General features: G+C 51.2%; 15 protein-coding genes. 6 read left to right on the forward strand and 9 right to left on the reverse strand.

The window, feature by feature from the left end; translation table 11 throughout:
• The first annotated feature begins 144 nt into the window (after positions 1-144).
• On the forward strand, positions 145-1,965 hold the full coding sequence (locus K5L82_RS14310) for an acyl-CoA dehydrogenase C-terminal domain-containing protein (RefSeq protein ID WP_223134602.1): 1,821 nt from the start codon (positions 145-147) through the stop codon (positions 1,963-1,965).
• A 59-nt stretch (positions 1,966-2,024) separates the two neighbouring features.
• Here the strand turns inward: K5L82_RS14310 and K5L82_RS14315 are convergent, their stop codons facing one another.
• The 4 genes from K5L82_RS14315 to K5L82_RS14330 form a co-directional block, all read right to left on the reverse strand.
• Positions 2,025-2,780 carry a substrate-binding periplasmic protein gene (locus tag K5L82_RS14315; protein WP_223134603.1) on the reverse strand — a complete coding sequence of 252 codons (756 nt, stop codon included), beginning with the start codon at positions 2,778-2,780 and terminating at the stop codon, positions 2,025-2,027.
• Between the two features lie 147 nt (positions 2,781-2,927).
• Positions 2,928-5,042 (reverse strand): TonB-dependent receptor domain-containing protein, encoded by a 2,115-nt coding sequence (locus K5L82_RS14320; protein WP_223134604.1) that lies wholly within the window; start codon positions 5,040-5,042, stop codon positions 2,928-2,930.
• A gap of 153 nt (positions 5,043-5,195) precedes the next feature.
• Entirely contained in the window at positions 5,196-6,035 is an 840-nt protein-coding gene (fghA, locus tag K5L82_RS14325) for an S-formylglutathione hydrolase (protein ID WP_223134605.1), read from the reverse strand.
• A gap of 54 nt (positions 6,036-6,089) precedes the next feature.
• On the reverse strand, positions 6,090-7,217 hold the full coding sequence (locus K5L82_RS14330) for an S-(hydroxymethyl)glutathione dehydrogenase/class III alcohol dehydrogenase (protein WP_262492666.1): 1,128 nt from the start codon (positions 7,215-7,217) through the stop codon (positions 6,090-6,092).
• Positions 7,218-7,412: 195 nt separating this feature from the next.
• On the opposite strand from K5L82_RS14330, the gene K5L82_RS14335 reads away from it, so the two are divergent.
• Positions 7,413-8,282, forward strand: a complete 870-nt coding sequence (locus K5L82_RS14335; protein WP_133006961.1) for a LysR substrate-binding domain-containing protein — start codon at positions 7,413-7,415, stop codon at positions 8,280-8,282.
• Between the two features lie 22 nt (positions 8,283-8,304).
• Here the strand turns inward: K5L82_RS14335 and mnmE are convergent, their stop codons facing one another.
• The 5 genes from mnmE to rpmH form a co-directional block, all read right to left on the reverse strand.
• Positions 8,305-9,675 carry a tRNA uridine-5-carboxymethylaminomethyl(34) synthesis GTPase MnmE gene (gene mnmE / locus K5L82_RS14340; protein ID WP_223134606.1) on the reverse strand — a complete coding sequence of 457 codons (1,371 nt, stop codon included), beginning with the start codon at positions 9,673-9,675 and terminating at the stop codon, positions 8,305-8,307.
• Between the two features lie 71 nt (positions 9,676-9,746).
• Positions 9,747-11,450 carry a membrane protein insertase YidC gene (gene yidC, locus K5L82_RS14345; protein WP_133006959.1) on the reverse strand — a complete coding sequence of 568 codons (1,704 nt, stop codon included), beginning with the start codon at positions 11,448-11,450 and terminating at the stop codon, positions 9,747-9,749.
• 4 nt (positions 11,451-11,454) lie between these two features.
• Positions 11,455-11,748, reverse strand: a complete 294-nt coding sequence (gene yidD, locus K5L82_RS14350) for a membrane protein insertion efficiency factor YidD (protein WP_223134607.1) — start codon at positions 11,746-11,748, stop codon at positions 11,455-11,457.
• On the reverse strand, positions 11,748-12,146 hold the full coding sequence (gene rnpA / locus K5L82_RS14355) for a ribonuclease P protein component (protein WP_223134608.1): 399 nt from the start codon (positions 12,144-12,146) through the stop codon (positions 11,748-11,750). The genes yidD and rnpA overlap by 1 nt, the downstream gene beginning before the upstream one ends.
• Before the next feature lie 15 nt (positions 12,147-12,161).
• A complete protein-coding gene (gene rpmH, locus K5L82_RS14360; protein WP_008172542.1) occupies positions 12,162-12,296 on the reverse strand; it encodes a 50S ribosomal protein L34 in 135 nt (44 codons plus the stop codon).
• A gap of 642 nt (positions 12,297-12,938) precedes the next feature.
• Between rpmH and dnaA the strand changes: the two genes are divergently transcribed.
• The 4 genes from dnaA (at position 12,939) to recF (ending at position 18,100) form a co-directional block, all read left to right on the forward strand.
• On the forward strand, positions 12,939-14,408 hold the full coding sequence (gene dnaA, locus K5L82_RS14365) for a chromosomal replication initiator protein DnaA (RefSeq protein ID WP_223134609.1): 1,470 nt from the start codon (positions 12,939-12,941) through the stop codon (positions 14,406-14,408).
• 54 nt (positions 14,409-14,462) lie between these two features.
• Positions 14,463-15,566: a DNA polymerase III subunit beta gene (gene dnaN / locus K5L82_RS14370; RefSeq protein ID WP_223134610.1), complete on the forward strand. Its 1,104-nt coding sequence runs from the start codon at positions 14,463-14,465 to the stop codon at positions 15,564-15,566.
• Between the two features lie 18 nt (positions 15,567-15,584).
• On the forward strand, positions 15,585-16,856 hold the full coding sequence (locus tag K5L82_RS14375) for an ABC1 kinase family protein (protein WP_223134611.1): 1,272 nt from the start codon (positions 15,585-15,587) through the stop codon (positions 16,854-16,856).
• Positions 16,857-16,966: 110 nt separating this feature from the next.
• Positions 16,967-18,100, forward strand: a complete 1,134-nt coding sequence (gene recF, locus K5L82_RS14380; RefSeq protein ID WP_223134612.1) for a DNA replication/repair protein RecF — start codon at positions 16,967-16,969, stop codon at positions 18,098-18,100.
• Positions 18,101-18,121 lie beyond the last annotated feature (21 nt).

Genomic DNA, 18,121 nt, shown 5'->3' on the forward strand with positions numbered 1-18,121 from the left:
CAAAACCCCCACCGTCATTTCAGCCAATTGTCCAAACTGACAGTGCGCACGGGGCTTTTCGTCAATGGCAGCTTTCTTTGAATGCCGTACAACTAAAAGCATCAGGGTCGTCGAGCCCTCTAATGCACACGGGAAGGATTGGATATGCCTCAGTACAAAGCCCCCCTGCGGGATATGAAATTTTTGATGAACGACGTGTTTGATTATCCACGTCACTACGCGGGTTTGAGCTCGGGCGAGAACGCCACTCCAGACATCGTTGAAGCGATCCTGAATGAATGCGGCCGCTTCTGTGAAGAAGAGCTGAGCCCGTTGTACCAGGTAGGCGACGAAGAAGGCTGCAAGCTGGAAAACGGCGAAGTAACCACGCCAAAAGGTTTCAAAGACGCATACAACCAGTATGTGATGGGCGGCTGGCAAGGGCTTTCGGCTCCTGAGGAGTTCGGTGGCCAAGGTCTGCCAGCTTCTATGGGCTTGTTGAAGCAAGAAATGATGGGGACCGCCAACTGGTCTTTCGCCATGTACCCGGGTCTATCTTTGGGTGCGATGAACACTATTTTCCTGCACGGCAGTGACGAGCAGAAGCAAACGTATATGGTTCCCCTTACTGAAGGCCGTTGGGGCGGCACCATGTGTTTGACCGAGCCCCAGTGTGGTACCGACCTTGGCCAGGTGAAAACGAAAGCCGAGCCCCAGAAAGACGGCACCTACAAACTGACTGGCACCAAGATCTTTATCTCGTCCGGTGACCACGATCTGACCGAAAACATTGTCCACATCGTACTGGCTCGCTTGCCAGGCGCCCCGAAAGGCACGCGCGGCATCAGCCTGTTCATCGTTCCCAAATTCCTGCCAACTGCAGACGGTGGCGTGGGTGAGCGTAACGGCGTTAACTGTGGCAGCCTTGAAAAGAAAATGGGCATCAAAGCATCCGCCACCTGCGTGATGAATTTTGACGATGCTACCGGTTTCTTGATTGGCCCCGAAAACGAAGGCCTCGAGTGCATGTTCACCTTTATGAACACGGCCCGTATCGGTACCGCCATCCAGGGTGTTGGCCCTGCAGAATTGTCCTATCAGTGGGCGCTTGAGTACGCCAAAGATCGTCGTTCCATGCGGGCTCTGTCCGGAAAAAAAGAACCTGACCAAGTAGCCGACAGCCTGATCCATCATGCCGACGTTCGCCGCATGCTGCTGACTCAGAAAGCCATCGCTGAGGGCGGTCGTGCCATGCTTTACTACGCAGCTAAGACAGCTGACCACATGGTTGAAGCGCACACCGCCCACGACGACGAAGCAGCCCAAAAGCACGACGATAAGCTTGGCTTCCTAACGCCAATTCTGAAAGGTTTCCTAACCGAGCTGGGCAACGAAGCAGCAAACCTCGGTATGCAGGTATTTGGTGGCCACGGCTACATTCGGGAACACGGTATGGAGCAGATCGCTCGGGATACCCGAATTGCCACACTGTATGAAGGTACTACCGGTATTCAGGCGCTGGACCTGCTGGGCCGTAAAGTGTTGCTGATGACCCAGGGTGGCGCGGTACGTGAGTTCACTCTGAAAGTTGCGAACTTCGCTCGTAAGCACCTGACCAACAGCACGCTGCGCCCAATGGCTGTTGAGCTTCTGAAACTGACGGCTCAATGGAACCTGCTGACGGTTCGCGTGATGCTTGCTGCTCGCAAAGACCGCGATGTGGTCAGCGCAGCAGCATACGACTTCCTGATGTACAGCGGTTATGTGTCAATGGCGTATATGTGGTTACGTCAGGCTGCGGTCGCGACTGACAAGCTGGAGAAGGGTGGCGAAGAGTCAGAAGCCTTCTATCAGACCAAAATTAGCACTGCCGAGTTCTACTATGAGCGCCTGCTGCCCCGTGCTCAAAGTCATGCCACCAGCATGCTGAGCCCAACCCGTAACCTGATGCAGATCGAAGCGGATAATTTGGCCTTTACCGGATAACTCCACCGGTAACCTTTCTCCCGGGTAGACTCTTCTACCCGGGATTTTTTTACTAAAGCTTATAGCCCGTATTTAGTCTCAATAGCCTGATACATACCATTTTCCTTCATGGCTTCCAGGCTTTCTTGCAACTTCTGAATCACTTCATCCGGGGTGTTCGGGTTCATCGCGAGATACAGTTCAGACTCGTTAAACGAATAAACCGGTTCCAAGCCTTCCACATCTTGCTGTGACGCAAAGTAAGGTCCCGCCAGTCGATCCGAGATCCACAAATCTACCTGGCCCAGTTCCAAACGCTTGGGGTTGATGTCATCACTTTCCATTTCCGAGACTTTATAGCCACGCTCCAATAGGTAGTTGGTCATCACATCGTTGCGAAAGCCTCCGTATAACATACCTTTGGTATCTTCCAACTTGTCGATGTCCAAGTTGGTGCCGGCGGCTGCAAAAATTGTCCACAGGTTCTTCGTCAACGGCCCTACCCATTTAAAATTAGGCGCCCGCTCTTCGGTGTAGGTTGTGCAGAAAATGCCGTGGTTTCGTTTTCTCAGGGCACGCTTGTAGCCGTAATCCCAATTTCGCAGCTTGATGACATGGTCCAGGCCCGATTTATCCAGAATCGCTTTGACCATTTCAGAACAGATACCATCCACTCCGTCACCGTTATGCTCAAACGCACGGCCTGTGGCGCTCATGTTGTAGGGAGGAAAGTTCTCGGTGTAGATGTAAAGCTTGTCGGAAGCAGAAACAGTTGCGGCCCCGCCGCCCAAGACCAGAATGCTCACCAACGCTATGAATTGACCCAATTTACGCACGGATACTCTCCTTTTTCATTTATAACCTACTGCCAATCTAAAAACTCAGCGAATATAGGATGTTGCAGGCTGGAGAGTACCCGATTGCCGGTCAGTCGTTTAGTATTAAACTGTTAGTTTTCGTAATAGTGCTACGCTGAGCACACGTTAGAACGTGACGTTCGCGGATAGCCACAGGCGGCGTCCTTCTTCTGCATTCGCGTACCGGTTTCCATAGCCGCTACCGTTGTCATACGCTTTATAGTCAATGAAATCTTCGTCCAGAAGGTTGTAAATAGTAGCGCTTACCGTAAGATTTTCTGTTGCTTTAAATTTCCCGCCCATATGCACCAGAGTCACTGATTTGAAGTCGCCTAGATCCGAATAGGAAGGGGCTCCACGTACCCGTTCTCTGGCACGATAACGCTCACTTTCATACTGTGCTTTCAAGAAAGCTGACCAGCGCAATGAAGGTGTCCAACGCAGCTCGGCGTTGGCCATATGCTCCGGAGTATCGGTAAGAGGCTCACCTTTCTGCTCTCCGGATTTCTGTTCGCTGTCGGTATAGGTGTAGTTCGCTGCCAAGCGCCAATCTTGTGCGAAAGGCACTGAACCGTGCAACTCCACCCCCTGAGTGATGGCTTCATCAATATTCTTATCCTGACCAAACACGTCGGCCAATGGCCAGTTACCTTTATCCACACACCCCGGGCGATTCGGGTCCTGTGCATAACTGCAGTTCAACAGATCCGGGCCTTCTGCAATCTTGTCCGTAAACTCGTTGTAGAAAACGGTTGCGCCAACACGGTAGCCCGCGGGTTTTTCATACATCACCGCAAGCTCGGTTGAGGTTGAGGTTTCAGGTTGCAGATCCGGGTTCCCAAACATTGGAATGGTGCCTTGGCCGGTAAACCCGACAACACCAGATTCCAGTTGTTCAAGGCCGGGCGTTTTATACCCCCGACTCACACCACCCTTGACGGTTAATTCCGGCGTAGAATTCCAAACCAGATAGGCTCGCGGGCTAAATTGGCCACCAAAAGAATCGTGGTGGTCGTACCGACCTCCCAGAGTCAGCGCCAAATCATCCGCCAGGAACCACTCATCTTCGACAAACAACGCTTTGGTTTTTTGTTTGAATTCCTGCTCTGCCACACCATCGATCATACGGGCATCAAACCATTGGCCTCCCACCGTCAGGACATGATTTTCCATGGGCATAACCAACTTACTGTCGATGACCCGATTCTCAGCCTTCAGTTCCCGATGCGAGCCGGGCGCTTTCCCCGGAACTCCGTTTGGAATGACCCGGCCGCCGGTTTCAGTGACGTTTCTCATAATGCTGGTTTCAAGCGTCCCGACAGCAAATCGTCCTGTATGGCCAACAGCAAATTGATCCCGATCGAATTCCAGTTCCGGGCCATAGCCGCGGGGGCCCAGCGTGCCCAACTGCCCTTCCGAGTTGTCGTAGTCCTGCTTGCTGGTTTCTATATCAAGCCATAAGTCGTGAGCATCACCCGGCGTGACCGTGAGTCTTCCGCCCACGGTGTATTGCTCGGACTCTACCGGGCTCGGCCCACGGGTGCTGACTTCAATCGGGTCACCATTGAGGTCCAAAAACTCCAATTCCGATTCATCACGCTCAAACCAACGGCCCCGAAGTTGCAGACCAATCAAGTTATCCACAAGAGGACCGGTGGTGTACGCACTGTAGGCTCTGCTGTCACCAAAATCGCTGTCTTGATTAAGTGTGGTTTCTGCAGTCAGAGAAGTTGTCCACTCCGGGCTGACCTTGCGGGTGATGATATTAATCACGCCACCCATGGCATCCGAGCCATAGAGAGTGGACATAGGACCTCGGACAACCTCAATACGTTCAATGGATGCTGGAGGGGGTAGAAAACTGGTGGCTGTTTGCCCAAAACCATTAGGTGTTACGTTACCTGCGGTATTCTGCCGCCGACCATCAATCAGGATCAGCGTGTATTCGGCCGGCATGCCTCGCATACGAATATCAAAACCACCTGTTTTACCTGCAGAACCGCTAACGTCCACACCTTCTACATCGGCAAGAATATCGGTGAGACTAAACGCTTGTTTATTCTGAATTTCTTCATGACCTATCACGGTAATGCTGGCCGGAGCCGCGGACTGGCTCTGTTCAAAACCCGAGGCTGACACCACGATTTCATCCAGCTCGACCGGCTGCGCTGAAACTTGCAACGTAAAACCCGAAGATACAACGGCAACCGCAGCCGAGAGAATGGAAATCCTGAACCGCATGAGCCACTCCTTTAAGTTGAAAACAAATACTAGGGGCAAATGATAATCTTTTACATTTGATAATTGCAACAACTTAATGAAGAGGAAAGTTTTCTCGAAATAGGGGATCTATGAAAAAGCCCCGAAAGTGGTCACCTGCGGGGCGAAAGGGTGTTACTGATTCAAATACTTCGCATGAAAGCGAAGGTGCTCTTCAATAAAACTGGAGATAAAGTAATAGCTGTGGTCGTACCCGTCATGCCGGTTCAGTTCCAGCGGATAGCCACTTAGTTTGGCAGCGGCTTCCAACATTTCTGGTTTCAGCTGCTCGGTCAGGAAGTTGTCCGCTTCACCTTGATCCACCAACGCCGGTACAAACTTGCTTGCCTTTTGCATCAGCAAGCTGGCGTCGTATTCGGCCCAGCTGGCGGTGTCTTTACCGAGGTAAGCGCCAAAGGCTTTCTTACCCCACGGGCAATTGACCGGATTGCTGATTGGGCTAAACGCCGAGACGGACTGGAAACGCTCCGGGTTGCGCAGTGCCAGCACCAATGCTCCATGCCCGCCCATAGAGTGGCCAGAGATGGAACGCTGATCGCTCACCGGGAACATGTCTTCGATCAGTGTCGGTAATTCGTTGAGCACGTAATCGTACATGCGGTAATGCTGGCTCCAGGGTACCTGAGTCGCATTCACGTAGAACCCGGCGCCCTTACCCAGATCGTAGCCGTCATCATCGGCCACATCGTCACCGCGGGGGCTCGTGTCCGGGGCAATGATGGCCACGCCCAGTTCGGCTGCTATACGATGGGCACCGGCTTTCTGCATGAAGTTTTCATCGGTGCAGGTCAGGCCAGATAACCAGTACAACGCGGGTACCTTTTTGCCATTGGAGGCCTGCGGGGGCAGGTAAATGGCAAACCGCATAGAACAGTTCAGCGTCTCGGAGTAATGACTGTACTGCTTGTGCCAACCACCAAAACTTTTGTTACTGCTCAGGTTTTCAATAGTCATTGCAACCTCTCAACACAACGGTCGCCTGCCTGATTGGCAGGCGACCTGATTTTATTACTTGTCGTAGTGGATAACGGTACGGATGCTCTTGCCTTCGTGCATCAGATCAAACGACTTGTTGATATCCTCCAGCCCCATGGTGTGAGTAATGAAGTCATTCAACTTGAACTCACCTTCCATGTAACGCTCAACGATGCCCGGCAGCTCGGAGCGGCCTTTCACACCGCCAAACGCAGTACCTTTCCAGACCCGGCCGGTCACCAACTGGAATGGGCGGGTAGAGATTTCCTGGCCGGCACCGGCCACACCGATGATGACCGACTCGCCCCAGCCTTTGTGACAACATTCCAGGGCCGAACGCATCACATCCACGTTACCAATGCACTCGAAGGAGTAGTCGACACCACCGTCGGTCAGCTCAACAATCACTTCCTGGATCGGCTTGTCGTAATCTTTCGGGTTGATGCAATCGGTCGCGCCCAGCTGACGCGCCAAGTCAAATTTGCTCTCGTTGATGTCGATGGCAATGATGCGGCCGGCTTTTGCCATAGTGGCACCAATTACCGCCGACAGGCCGATGCCGCCCATACCGAAGATGGCCACGGTGGCGCCCTCTTCCACTTTGGCGGTGTTCATCACGGCACCCATGCCAGTGGTCACGCCACAACCGAGCAAGCAGACTTCTTCCAACGGTGCTTCTTTGTTCACTTTGGCCAGAGAAATCTCGGGCAGTACGGTGTACTCGGAGAAGGTTGAACAACCCATGTAGTGATAGATCGGCTCGCCGTTCAAAGAAAAGCGCGTAGTGCCGTCTGGCATCAGGCCTTTGCCCTGGGTTTCACGAATCTTCCCGCACAGGTTGGTTTTACCCGAGGTACAGAATTTACATTCGCCACACTCGGGGGTGTACAGCGGAATAACGTGATCACCCACTTTCAGACTGGTAACACCTTCGCCGATGGACTCAACAATACCACCACCTTCGTGGCCCAGAATGGTTGGGAAGATGCCTTCGGGATCTTCGCCTGACAGGGTAAACGCGTCTGTATGGCACACACCGCTGGCAATCACCCGAATACGAACTTCACCCGCCTGTGGCGGCATCACATCCACTTCTTCAATGGATAGAGGTTGCTTCGGGCCCCAGGCAATGGCTGCTTTGGATTTGATGGTCTGAGTCATGTTGTGTGCTCCAGTTTTTGTCGGGCTTGGGCAGAGACTTCTGCCATGTTGATGGGATCATTGTATTATTATTCTTATGATAGATAATCCACCCACCGTACAAATCACCTTTACTGTACAGTAATAATAAGCAAGTGATTTGCTGGCGGTATCTTGTATCTAAGCTTACCCAACTCGTAACTCAAGGAACTGAACATGTTTATTTGGGAAGGGGTCAGTGAGTTTGTTGCGGTCGCGGAAGCCGAAAGCTTTACCGCTGCGTCGAAACGTTTGGGCATTTCAACAGCGCAAGTCAGCCGACAAGTCAGCGCACTGGAATCCCGGCTTTCGACCAAGCTGCTTTATCGCACTACCCGTAAGGTTTCGGTAACGGAAGCGGGCCAAACCTATTATCAGTATTGCCGTCAGGTACTCGATGGTTTGGAAGACGCCGAACGGGCCATGACCAACCTGCAACTTATCCCCAAGGGCAAATTACGGCTGACAGCGCCAGTGACCTACGGAGAAAAAGTGATCGCGCCCTTGGTGAACGATTTCATACTGCGCTACCCAGAGTTGGAGGTGCAACTGAATCTGACGAACCAAAAGCTGGATCTGGTCGGTGGCGGTTACGATTTAGCGATTCGGCTGGGAAAATTGGACGATTCGTCCATGATGGCCAAGCGGTTGTCATCACGAACCTTATACGTGTGCGCCTCACCAGATTACTTATCCACCTACGGCGTTCCCCATTCGCTTTCGGAACTGGATCGACACAATTGTTTGCAAGGCAACCTGGATTACTGGCGATTTCAGGATCGGGGCAAGCCCCACAACGTTCGCGTCAAAGGCACTATGAAGTGCGACAGCGGTTGGGCGTTGCTGGATGCTGCCCTGAAAGGTATCGGGATCGTGCAACTTCCCGACTATTATGTTCAGCCATCACTGGCCTGTGGAAAACTCATGAGTTTGCTGGAACATTATCACGAAGCCGACGATGGGATCTGGGCGATTTATCCACACAACCGACACTTGTCCCCAAAAGTTCGCATGCTGTTGGATTTCCTGGACGAATCATTAAGCTAAGGGCAAGTGAGGCTTGATCGCCTTACTTGCCGATACAGAACGAGCTAAAGATTTTACCTAGCAGTTCATCCGGGGTCAGGTGCCCGGTGATCTCGCCAAGCGAATCTTGCGCCGCTTTAAGATCTTCTGCCAACAACTCCCCTGCTCCGTAGCCCTGTAACTGGGACTGCCCTTGCAGCAAGGAATCTCTGGCCCGCTCCAAAGCGTCGAGATGACGACGCCGCGCCAAAAAACCACCTTCGGTAGTACTGGCGAAACCGATACAAGCTTTTAGATGATCACGAAGGATATCTAAGCCTTCAGCTTCTTTGGCTGCCAGCCGAACTACGGGCGCTGCTTGTGCCGATTCATCGCGGATACCCACGGGTTCACCAGACAAGTCCACTTTATTTCGGATCACCGTAACCGGTGCATTCTTGGGTAGCTGGTCGATAAAATCCGGCCAGATTTCGTGGGGTTCGGTTTTATCCGTGGTGGTAGCATCGACCATTAGCAGAATACGGTCGGCCTGTCGGATTTCATCCCAAGCGCGGGCAATACCAATCTGCTCGACTTCATCCGGGCTGTCGCGAAGCCCGGCGGTGTCGATGATGTGCAACGGCATACCATCAATGTGAATATGTTCCCTGAGAACATCCCGAGTGGTGCCTTCAATGGCCGTTACAATGGCCGCTTCCCTACCTGCCAAGGCATTAAGCAAACTGGATTTTCCGGCGTTCGGGCGACCGGCGATCACCACTTTCATACCGTCGCGGAGAATGGTGCCTTGCTGGGCTTCCGAAAGAATCTTTTCCACACGCTGTAACAGATCGTCGAGGTCGGTGGCGACTTTGCCGTCGGCCAGAAAATCAATTTCTTCTTCCGGGAAGTCGATCGCCGCCTCTACATATATACGCAGATGCGTTACCGCATCAACCAGATCGTCTATCTGCCGAGAAAACACACCCTGCATGGAACGTACGGCGCAGCGGGCGGCCTGTTCGGAGCTGCTTTCAATCAGGTCGGCAATGGCTTCGGCCTGAGCCAAATCAAGCTTGTCGTTGAGAAACGCTCGCTCCGAGAACTCGCCAGGGCGGGCCAACCGTGCTCCAAGATTGCAAACTTCTCGCAATAGCAAATCAAGAATGACCGTCCCGCCGTGCCCCTGCAGCTCAAATACATCCTCGCCTGTGAACGAGTTCGGGTTCGGAAAGTACAAGCCAATACCTTCATCAATCAGCTCAGCTTGAGTATCCAAAAAAGGGCCGAAATGTGCGTACCGTGGTTTGGGGTCAAACCCCAACATGGCGCGTGCAATCACTGATGCTTTCGGGCCCGAAACCCGGACGATACCCACCCCGGCTTGGCCTGGCGCGGTGGCAATTGCGGCGATGGTGTCAGTGGCTGGCTGCATGATTTTTGTCCCGACTAAAACTGACAAAGGCTCCACAGAGGAGCCTTTGTTGGGTTAGAAGTACCGAATGATCAGTACTTCTTGCCTGCAACTTCCGCTTCAATCTTGCGAGTAATGTACCACTGCTGCGAGATTGAAAGAATGTTGTTTACCAACCAGTACAGTACTAGACCAGCCGGGAACCAGAGGAAGAACACGGTAAAGATCAGTGGCATCAGCTTCATGATCTTGGCCTGCATAGGATCAGGCGGTGTCGGGTTCAGGCTCATCTGGATGAACATGCTGGCACCCATCAAGATTGGCAAGATGAAGTATGGGTCCATCTGGGACAAATCCTGAATCCACAGCATGAAGGGTGCATGGCGTAGCTGAACACTTTCGAACAATACCCAATACAACGAAATGAATACTGGCATCTGAACCAGAATCGGCAAGCAACCACCCAACGGGTTAATTTTTTCCCGTTTGTATAGGGCCATCATTTCCTGGGACATGCGCTGGCGGTCGTCACCGTAAAGTTCTTTCAAACGGGTCAGTTGCGGTGCCACAGCACGCATTTTTGCCATTGAACGATAGCTGGTTGCGGACAGGTGGAAGAACACAGCCTTTACCAGAACCGTCAGCAGAATAATGGCTACACCCCAATTACCGACAAGGCCATAGAACCATTCCAGAATGATGAACAATGGCAATGAGATAAAGAAGAGCCAGCCGAAATCTACGGTGCGGTCTAGGTTTGGCGCTAAGGCTTCCAGTCGATCAATGATCTTGGGGCCAACGTAGGCGGTTGCGCCCACTTCCGTTGTTTCGCCTGCAGCAACCGTTGTTGCCGGATAAACAAAGCCCATCACATGCAATTGACCACGTTGTGTTGTCTGGAATTGCGCTGATGTTTCCGAATCGGGTACCCAAGCGGTAATGAAATAGTGCTGCAGGAATGCCAGCCAGCCATTGGTCACTGATTGGTTAATGCGAGATTCTTTGAGGTCGTCGAAGTCGTATTTTTCATACGGATCTTCTGGTGTGCTCATGACCATGCCCAAGTACGCTTTGATACCCATACTGGCTTGAGCAGTAGGGTCGGGAGCCTGGTCCCGAACAATTTTACCCGTGAAATTACCCTGCCACGGACTGTCGGATTGGTTGTCGATCAGATAACGAACTCCAATCTCGTAGCTATCACGCTGGAACTGGTAGCGTTTGGTTATCTTAACGCCGGCCTCGGTGGTGAACGCCAAATCCAAATTCAGTTCGTCACTACCTTCTGCCAGAACAAACTCATTGGCAGAAGCCTCGAAGACTGGAGGCTTAGCGGCACTGCGGCCATCGGGTCCGTCGCGTCCAATCAAACCACTTTCGAGGAAATAGGTGCGGTTATTGGTATTGGAAAGGAGCTTTAAGGGTTGCTCACTGTTCAAAGATTCGTCGAATTCAAGCAGGGAGCTTTCGACGATGTTACCGCCAATGCGATCAACTTTCAGGTTATAAACATCGGTCTTCACTGAAATGTAACGGTTACCGATGTTTTCGTCGGTTGTTGTATTAACCGCTGCAACGCCACCCGTTTCGGGTGTGGAAAACTCTTCTTCGCCGTTACTGGAAGATCCACTCTCAGGCAAAACCATACTGTCCGCAGACTGGGTGCCATTAGAAATAGATTCTGTCTGAACTACCTGTTCGGTTTGTGGCTGGTGATAATCTTCGTTCCAGGCTAGCACCATCAGATAACTGACAATCGCGAGGCCGGCAAACAAAACGATGCGTTGAATATCCATAAACTTAGTGTCTGGTCTGAGTAGTGGATTGGAACGGTTCAGTTGGGCTAGCTGTTACTTGAGGGTGTTTATCCCCGTTTGATTCAGTGCCTGGCACTGGATCATAACCGGCGTCCCCCCATGGATGACATCTCAACAAACGTGCACCAGCCAAGTAACTGCCTTTGAATGCTCCGTGATGTTGAATAGCCTCAACGGCGTATTGTGAACAGGTAGGAGTGTGTCGGCAATGGCTAACCATCATGGGACTGATAGCGTACTGGTAGAATCGTATAGGTAACAGCAGAAGTTGACGCATTACTCGTTGCCTTGAGCGCTAGCATCTGACTGGGCGATGGCAACCTGGCGATACTTTTTCTTCACCCTGCGCCAAATGTCGTTCAGTGATGAACGTACATCGGGATTTTCAAGCTTATTCAACCCTTGCCTGCCTAAAACAATAATATCGAGGCTCGGCAAATCTTGCTGCAGTCTGAAGGTTTCTCTTACTTGGCGCTTTATTCGGTTTCTTTGAACCGCATGACGCAAGTTTTTCTTTGAGAAAATTAGACCGACCCTGGCGTGACCGAGGTTATTCGGGGCAGCCAGGATCAGAAAATTCCTATGCGGAACTTTCAGCTGCACGTCATCAAAGACTTTGCCGTAATCAGCTGGCTTCAGAAGCCTAACAGATTTTGGAAACGTCAAAGCCTTCATGAGGCAGAAATCAGCTTACGCAGACAGACGTGCGCGGCCTTTGGCACGACGACGGGAGATCACCTTACGGCCGTTAGCAGTCGCCATACGGGCACGGAAGCCGTGAACACGCTTGCGCTTCAGGACGCTTGGTTGGAATGTTCTTTTCATGATGATGTTCTCACAAATCGTAAATTGAAATTTGTAACTGGCTGCAAAATAGACAGCTGAAACAGGAGCGGCATTCTAGTCAAATCTGAGGGGAAGATCAATCGAAGACTGTTGTGCTGACGAAGTTTTCTCTGTGGGTAGATACCACAACGATGAATAATAAAAGTATTAGGTTCTTTTAAATTTCTTTTAAAGATTAATTATTACTGTTATTACGCACCCATTTTTCTGTGGATAATGGTAAAAAAAACAATAGGAACAGATAGATACGGTAATGATAAGGCTTGTGACATGTGTACCTGAGCCCTGTGAGTAAGATCAAGACGGATTGTGAACAAGTAGCTTTTGGAATCATGGAGCGAGTTATGCATCGATCGGTGCAGAGCTTTCACACAGGCCTCTACCCCGGATGTGCACAAGGTTCTGTGTATAACTATTTTTTAGTGGATTTCTGTACACAAGGCTGTAGATATGTCTGTAAGAGCCTGAAAGGCGTATATAATTGTTTCCACAGGGTGTTCATTACCTAGATGAACGCTCTTTTCCTAGAGGGCTGGTCGGGGTAGAATTCGTGGTCATCTTGAATAACGGGCCGAGTTTTCCCGTTTAGAAGCATAGTCAGGTAGTTGGGAGCAGGCGGTCTTGCCTAATAGTATGTGGCATCAATGTCTTGAAGTACTTCGGGATGAATTTCCCGCACAACAGTTTAATACCTGGTTACGACCTCTTCAGTCTGATCATCGTGAAGGGTTGTTGATGCTGTTTGCTCCAAACCGCTTTGTTATGGATTGGGTCAACGAAAAATATCTCAGGCGCATCGAAGAAGTATTGAAGGACCTGAATGGCGGTCAGGCACCTCGGGTTCAGATGAAGGTGGGCTCCGCACCCAAACCCGATGACCCTGTGGTCAGGTCTGTTCCTGAAGTGGATGAGACCGGGCACGCCGTTACCGAGGAAGAAAAAAATGTTGCGGCTACCGCCGTGCAGCGTCGCGCGGCACCGAGCCAGCCCGCGAGTCAGCCAGCACCGACAACGCCTTCAGTGGGTGGCGGTCAGCGTCGGTCAGTGCAAGTAGAAGGCGATATTAAGCACCAGAGTTTTCTTAATGAAACCTTTACGTTCGATACCTTTGTCGAAGGTAAGTCGAACCAATTAGCTCGAGCAGCGTCCATGCAGGTTGCCGAGAATCCGGGCGGCGCATACAACCCATTATTCCTCTATGGGGGGGTTGGCCTGGGTAAAACTCACTTGATGCATGCCATCGGTAATGAAATTGTTCGCCGAAACCCAAAGGCGAAAGTCGCTTACCTGCGCTCGGAACGTTTTGTGGCGGATATGGTTAAGGCGCTGCAATTAAATGCGATCAACGAATTCAAGCGCTATTACCGCTCGGTGGATGCGCTGTTGATTGACGACATCCAGTTTTTTGCTCGGAAAGAGCGTTCTCAGGAAGAGTTTTTCCACACCTTTAACGCACTGTTGGAAGGTGGGCAGCAGGTCATTGTTACCTGTGACCGTTTCCCGAAAGAAATTGTGGATATGGAAGAACGCCTCAAATCGCGATTCGGTTGGGGTTTGACGGTGATGGTTGAGCCGCCGGAACTTGAAACCCGGGTGGCGATTTTGATGAAAAAGGCCGATCAGGCTAAGGTGAAACTGAGCAGCGAAGCCGCTTTCTTTATCGCTCAGAAAATTCGCTCAAACGTGCGAGAGTTAGAGGGTGCGCTACGTTTGGTGATAGCGAATGCTCACTTCACCGGTTCTGAGATTACTCCTCCCTTTATCCGGGAAAGTTTGAAAGACCTGCTGGCATTGCACGAAAAGCAGGTCAGCATGGATAACATTCAAAGAACGGTCGCTGAGTATTATAAAATCAAAGTGTCTGATCTGTTGTCCAAGCGTCGTACTCGAACGGTCACCCGTCCGAGGCAAGTGGCGATGTTGCTTTCCAAAGAATTGACCAACCACAGTTTGCCCGAAATTGGCGATGCCTTTGGTGGGCGCGACCACACAACAGTGTTGCATGCGTGCAAAAAGGTCCGCGAATTGCAGGAGACCGACCCGGGTATCCGGGAGGACTATCAAAACTTTATGAGATTACTGACCACCTGATGCGACGGGTGGCAAGTTAATAACATTCACTTCCGATAACTGAAGCCGAGTGCCATGAAACTGACAATCAGCCGTGAATCCCTGCTTACTCCGCTGCAAAGCATCGCTGGCGTTGTGGAAAAGAAACAAACCATGCCGGTTCTGTCGAACGTGTTGTTGGAAGCCGAAGACAACACGTTGACTCTGACTGGTACCAACATGGAAGTCGAACTGGTAGGCCGGGTTACGCCGGTACACGTGGACCAGCCAGGCAGAATTACGGTTCCAGCGCGGAAATTGTCCGATATTTGTCGTGCTTTGGGTGACGAAGCGCCGATTGATTTGGCCCAAGAAGGCGACCGGCTGCACGTACGCGCCGGAAATTCGCATTTCACCTTATCTACCTTACCGGCCGAACATTTTCCCAACGTTGAAGACGAGCCCGAAAGCTTCCGTTTGGAACTCCCTCAAAAAGAATTGGGCCGTATGTTGGATGCAACGGCGTTCGCGATGGCGCAGCAAGACGTGCGTTATTACTTGAATGGCCTACTGTTGGAAGTGGATGCGGGCCACGTACGGACTGTCGCGACCGACGGTCACCGGTTGGCACTGGCGCACTTTGATATGGACACTGGGTGCCCCGAGCCACGGCAGGTGATTGTGCCCCGTAAAGGTATATTGGAACTGGCTCGCTTGCTGGATGACAGTGAGTCTCCGGTTACCTTGGTGATCGGAGACAACCATCTGCGCGCGACGGTGGGTTCTTACACGTTCACCTCCAAACTGATTGAAGGTAAATTCCCGGACTATAACCGGGTTATCCCGCGCGGCGGCGACAAAGTAGTTATGGCTGACCGTGCCACGCTGAAAAACACTCTACAGCGTGCAGGCATCCTTTCGCACGAGAACATCCGTGGCGTGCGTTTGAATCTTAAACCTGGTCAGCTCGAAGTTTTCGCGAACAACCCAGATCAGGAACAGGCCGAAGATGCACTGCCTGTGGACTATCAGGGCGAATCCCTTCAGATCGGTTTTAATGTAGGCTACCTGATCGATGTGATGAATGCGCTCAGCGACGCACAGGTGAAGGTAACTTTATCCAACCCGAACAGCAGCGCATTGATTGAAGCTGAAAATGATAATGGCTGTATGTACGTTGTCATGCCGATGCGTTTGTAATTATAGCGGGAGGAGTTGATGGGACCTGTAGTGAATGGAATCAAAGGTGCGTTCAGGATTGGTCAAACCCTGAGCGTACTCGGCCGTACCGGCGTGAATTGGGTGCGAGGCGATCGCCCCCCTACTCCAAAGCTGTTGCGTCAAACCTTCGAGAATCTGGGTTCGACCTATATTAAGCTCGGACAGTTCATTGCCAGTTCACCAACTTTCTTCCCGAAAGAGTATGTTGAGGAGTTTCAGTTCTGCCTCGACAGCACTCCGAATCTACCGTTCAGTGTGATTAAAAAGATCATCCGGGACGAGCTTGGACGTCCGATTAACGACGTTTTTTCAGAGATTGACCCGGTGGCCTTGGCGTCGGCGTCTATCGCCCAAGTGCACTCGGCCAAACTGGTGACCGGTGAAGACGTGGTAATTAAGGTTCAGAAGCCGGGTGTGGAAAACATACTGCTGACTGATCTGAACTTTCTTTATCTTTCCGCGCGTATTCTTGAGACTTTGGCGCCCAAGTTATCCTGGACTTCTCTGTCTGGGATCGTGGATGAAATCCAGAAAACCATGATGGAAGAATGCGACTTCATCAAGGAAGCCGATAACCTGAAGGTGTTCCGGGAATTCTTGGAAAGCACCGGCAACGAAGACGCGACCGTTCCCCAAGTGTACGAACACTGCAGCAGTCGTCGCATTCTCACAATGGAACGTTTTTACGGTGTTCCGTTAACGGATCTTGAGAGCATTCGTGGTTATGCGAAAGATCCGGAACGCACCTTGATCACCGCAATGAACACTTGGTTCTCGAGTTTGACGCAGTGTGAATTTTTCCACGCTGACGTACACGCGGGAAATCTGATGGTGTTGAAAGATGGTCGGGTGGGTTTTATTGATTTCGGTATTGTTGGTCGAATCAAACCCGACACCTGGCAAGCGGTGAGTGATTTCATTTCTGCGATTATGGTGGGTAATTTCCAGGGCATGGCCGATGCCATGATACGGATTGGCATTACCCACAGGGAAGTACAAGCGCAGAATTTGGCCGCTGACCTTCAGCGATTGTACAAGCAGATGGATAGAATGGTGCCCGATGAAAGCGCCTACCAAATGGATCAGGCGGAAGACGACGTAAACCATATACTGATGGACATGGTGAAAGTGGGCGAAAGTCATGGCCTGCACTTCCCTCGGGAATTTGCACTGCTACTCAAGCAGTTCCTGTATTTTGATCGCTATGTTCACATTATGGCGCCGGAAATGGATGTGTTCATGGATGACCGGCTGACTATGCTGCATTAACGAGCGTAGAAGCATAGCTTCTTGTACACTAGGGCAATGCTGGTGATCAGCATTGCCTTTTGTGTTTTAAGGCTCCTTGATTTCCATCTGATATTGAGATTCCCTCCTTTATGGCGCTCGTCAAACTCCAGACTCAATGGTTTAGAAACCTGGAGCCTGAACCGGTTCGGTTCTCCCCTTCGTTTAATCTTCTTTACGGTGCCAACGGTAGCGGTAAATCCAGCGTGCTTGAAGCCATTGGGTATTTAGGGCTGGGCCGTTCATTTCGCATATCTCGGCATCAGGCCGTGGTTGCTCATGGTCAGAGCAAACTCACCGTTTTTGGAGCTCTGGATGCAGGTCTTGATGAGCAGGCCGATGGCGACGGCGGTAATGAGTTGGGCGAACACCGTGTGGGGATTTCCCGAGATATTGCTGCTAAAGAAACGTCTTTGCGGGTAAACGGTGAATCGGTTCGTAGCCTGTCGTCATTGGCGAAACGATTGCCCGTTTCGGTGATCGACCCCGGAGTGTTCGATATCGTAGCCGGTGGCCCGGGTAAGCGACGACAGTTTCTGGATTGGTTAGTGTTCCACGTGGAACCTTCGTTTTCATCTTTATGGCAACAATGCCAGAGAGTGACATCACAGCGGAATCAAACGCTCAGAAATGGTAGAATCGATGAGTCGTTGATGAGGGTATGGGATAATCAGTTTTCCGTGCTTGCTGAATCTCTCAGCGACACTAGAGTCGCGGTTTTCCACAAGTTCAAAAGTGCCTTCAATGAAGTGCTTGAAGAATTGGACGCTGGTTGGACCGATGGCCTGAAACTTGAGTTTTATCCCGGCTGGGATCGAAACCATTCTTTGGTCGATGTGCTGAAGAATCACAGAGAACAAGAACGGCGGATGGGGCATACGCTTTATGGCCCAAACCGTGCTGATATTCGTCTGAAATTGGGCGGGCGTCCTGTGGCAGAAACCTTCTCCCGTGGACAGCAAAAGACCTTGGTTATTCTTATGAAGATTGCCCAAGGCAAGGTTTTGAGTGATTTGGGTAAACAGGTCACTTTTTTACTGGATGATATTAATGCTGAGCTCGATATCCGTCATCGGATTATGTTAGCTCGGAAACTCCAGGATTTACGTTGCCAGGTGTTTATTACGTCCATCGAACACCCGGAACCAGACGTGTTGTGGACGGATGGACAAACACCAGATTACAGAATGTTCCACGTGGAACATGGAAAATTGACGGAAGAATAAACTGGGTAAGATTTCAGTAGA

Origin of the sequence: Marinobacter sp. AL4B (genome assembly GCF_019916045.1) — a bacterium.
Lineage (GTDB): Bacteria > Pseudomonadota > Gammaproteobacteria > Pseudomonadales > Oleiphilaceae > Marinobacter.

Excerpts from the sequence above, each read along its gene's own strand:
- K5L82_RS14310 (WP_223134602.1), top strand. The coding sequence starts at position 145 with ATGCCTCAGTACAAAGCCCCCCTGCGGGATATGAAATTTTTGATGAAC.
- K5L82_RS14320 (WP_223134604.1), bottom strand. The coding sequence starts at position 5,042 with ATGCGGTTCAGGATTTCCATTCTCTCGGCTGCGGTTGCCGTTGTATCT.
- fghA (WP_223134605.1), bottom strand. The coding sequence starts at position 6,035 with ATGACTATTGAAAACCTGAGCAGTAACAAAAGTTTTGGTGGTTGGCAC.
- K5L82_RS14330 (WP_262492666.1), bottom strand. The coding sequence starts at position 7,217 with ATGACTCAGACCATCAAATCCAAAGCAGCCATTGCCTGGGGCCCGAAG.
- K5L82_RS14335 (WP_133006961.1), top strand. The coding sequence starts at position 7,413 with ATGTTTATTTGGGAAGGGGTCAGTGAGTTTGTTGCGGTCGCGGAAGCC.
- mnmE (WP_223134606.1), bottom strand. The coding sequence starts at position 9,675 with ATGCAGCCAGCCACTGACACCATCGCCGCAATTGCCACCGCGCCAGGC.
- yidC (WP_133006959.1), bottom strand. The coding sequence starts at position 11,450 with ATGGATATTCAACGCATCGTTTTGTTTGCCGGCCTCGCGATTGTCAGT.
- yidD (WP_223134607.1), bottom strand. The coding sequence starts at position 11,748 with ATGCGTCAACTTCTGCTGTTACCTATACGATTCTACCAGTACGCTATC.
- rnpA (WP_223134608.1), bottom strand. The coding sequence starts at position 12,146 with ATGAAGGCTTTGACGTTTCCAAAATCTGTTAGGCTTCTGAAGCCAGCT.
- rpmH (WP_008172542.1), bottom strand. The coding sequence starts at position 12,296 with ATGAAAAGAACATTCCAACCAAGCGTCCTGAAGCGCAAGCGTGTTCAC.
- dnaN (WP_223134610.1), top strand. The coding sequence starts at position 14,463 with ATGAAACTGACAATCAGCCGTGAATCCCTGCTTACTCCGCTGCAAAGC.
- K5L82_RS14375 (WP_223134611.1), top strand. The coding sequence starts at position 15,585 with ATGGGACCTGTAGTGAATGGAATCAAAGGTGCGTTCAGGATTGGTCAA.
- recF (WP_223134612.1), top strand. The coding sequence starts at position 16,967 with ATGGCGCTCGTCAAACTCCAGACTCAATGGTTTAGAAACCTGGAGCCT.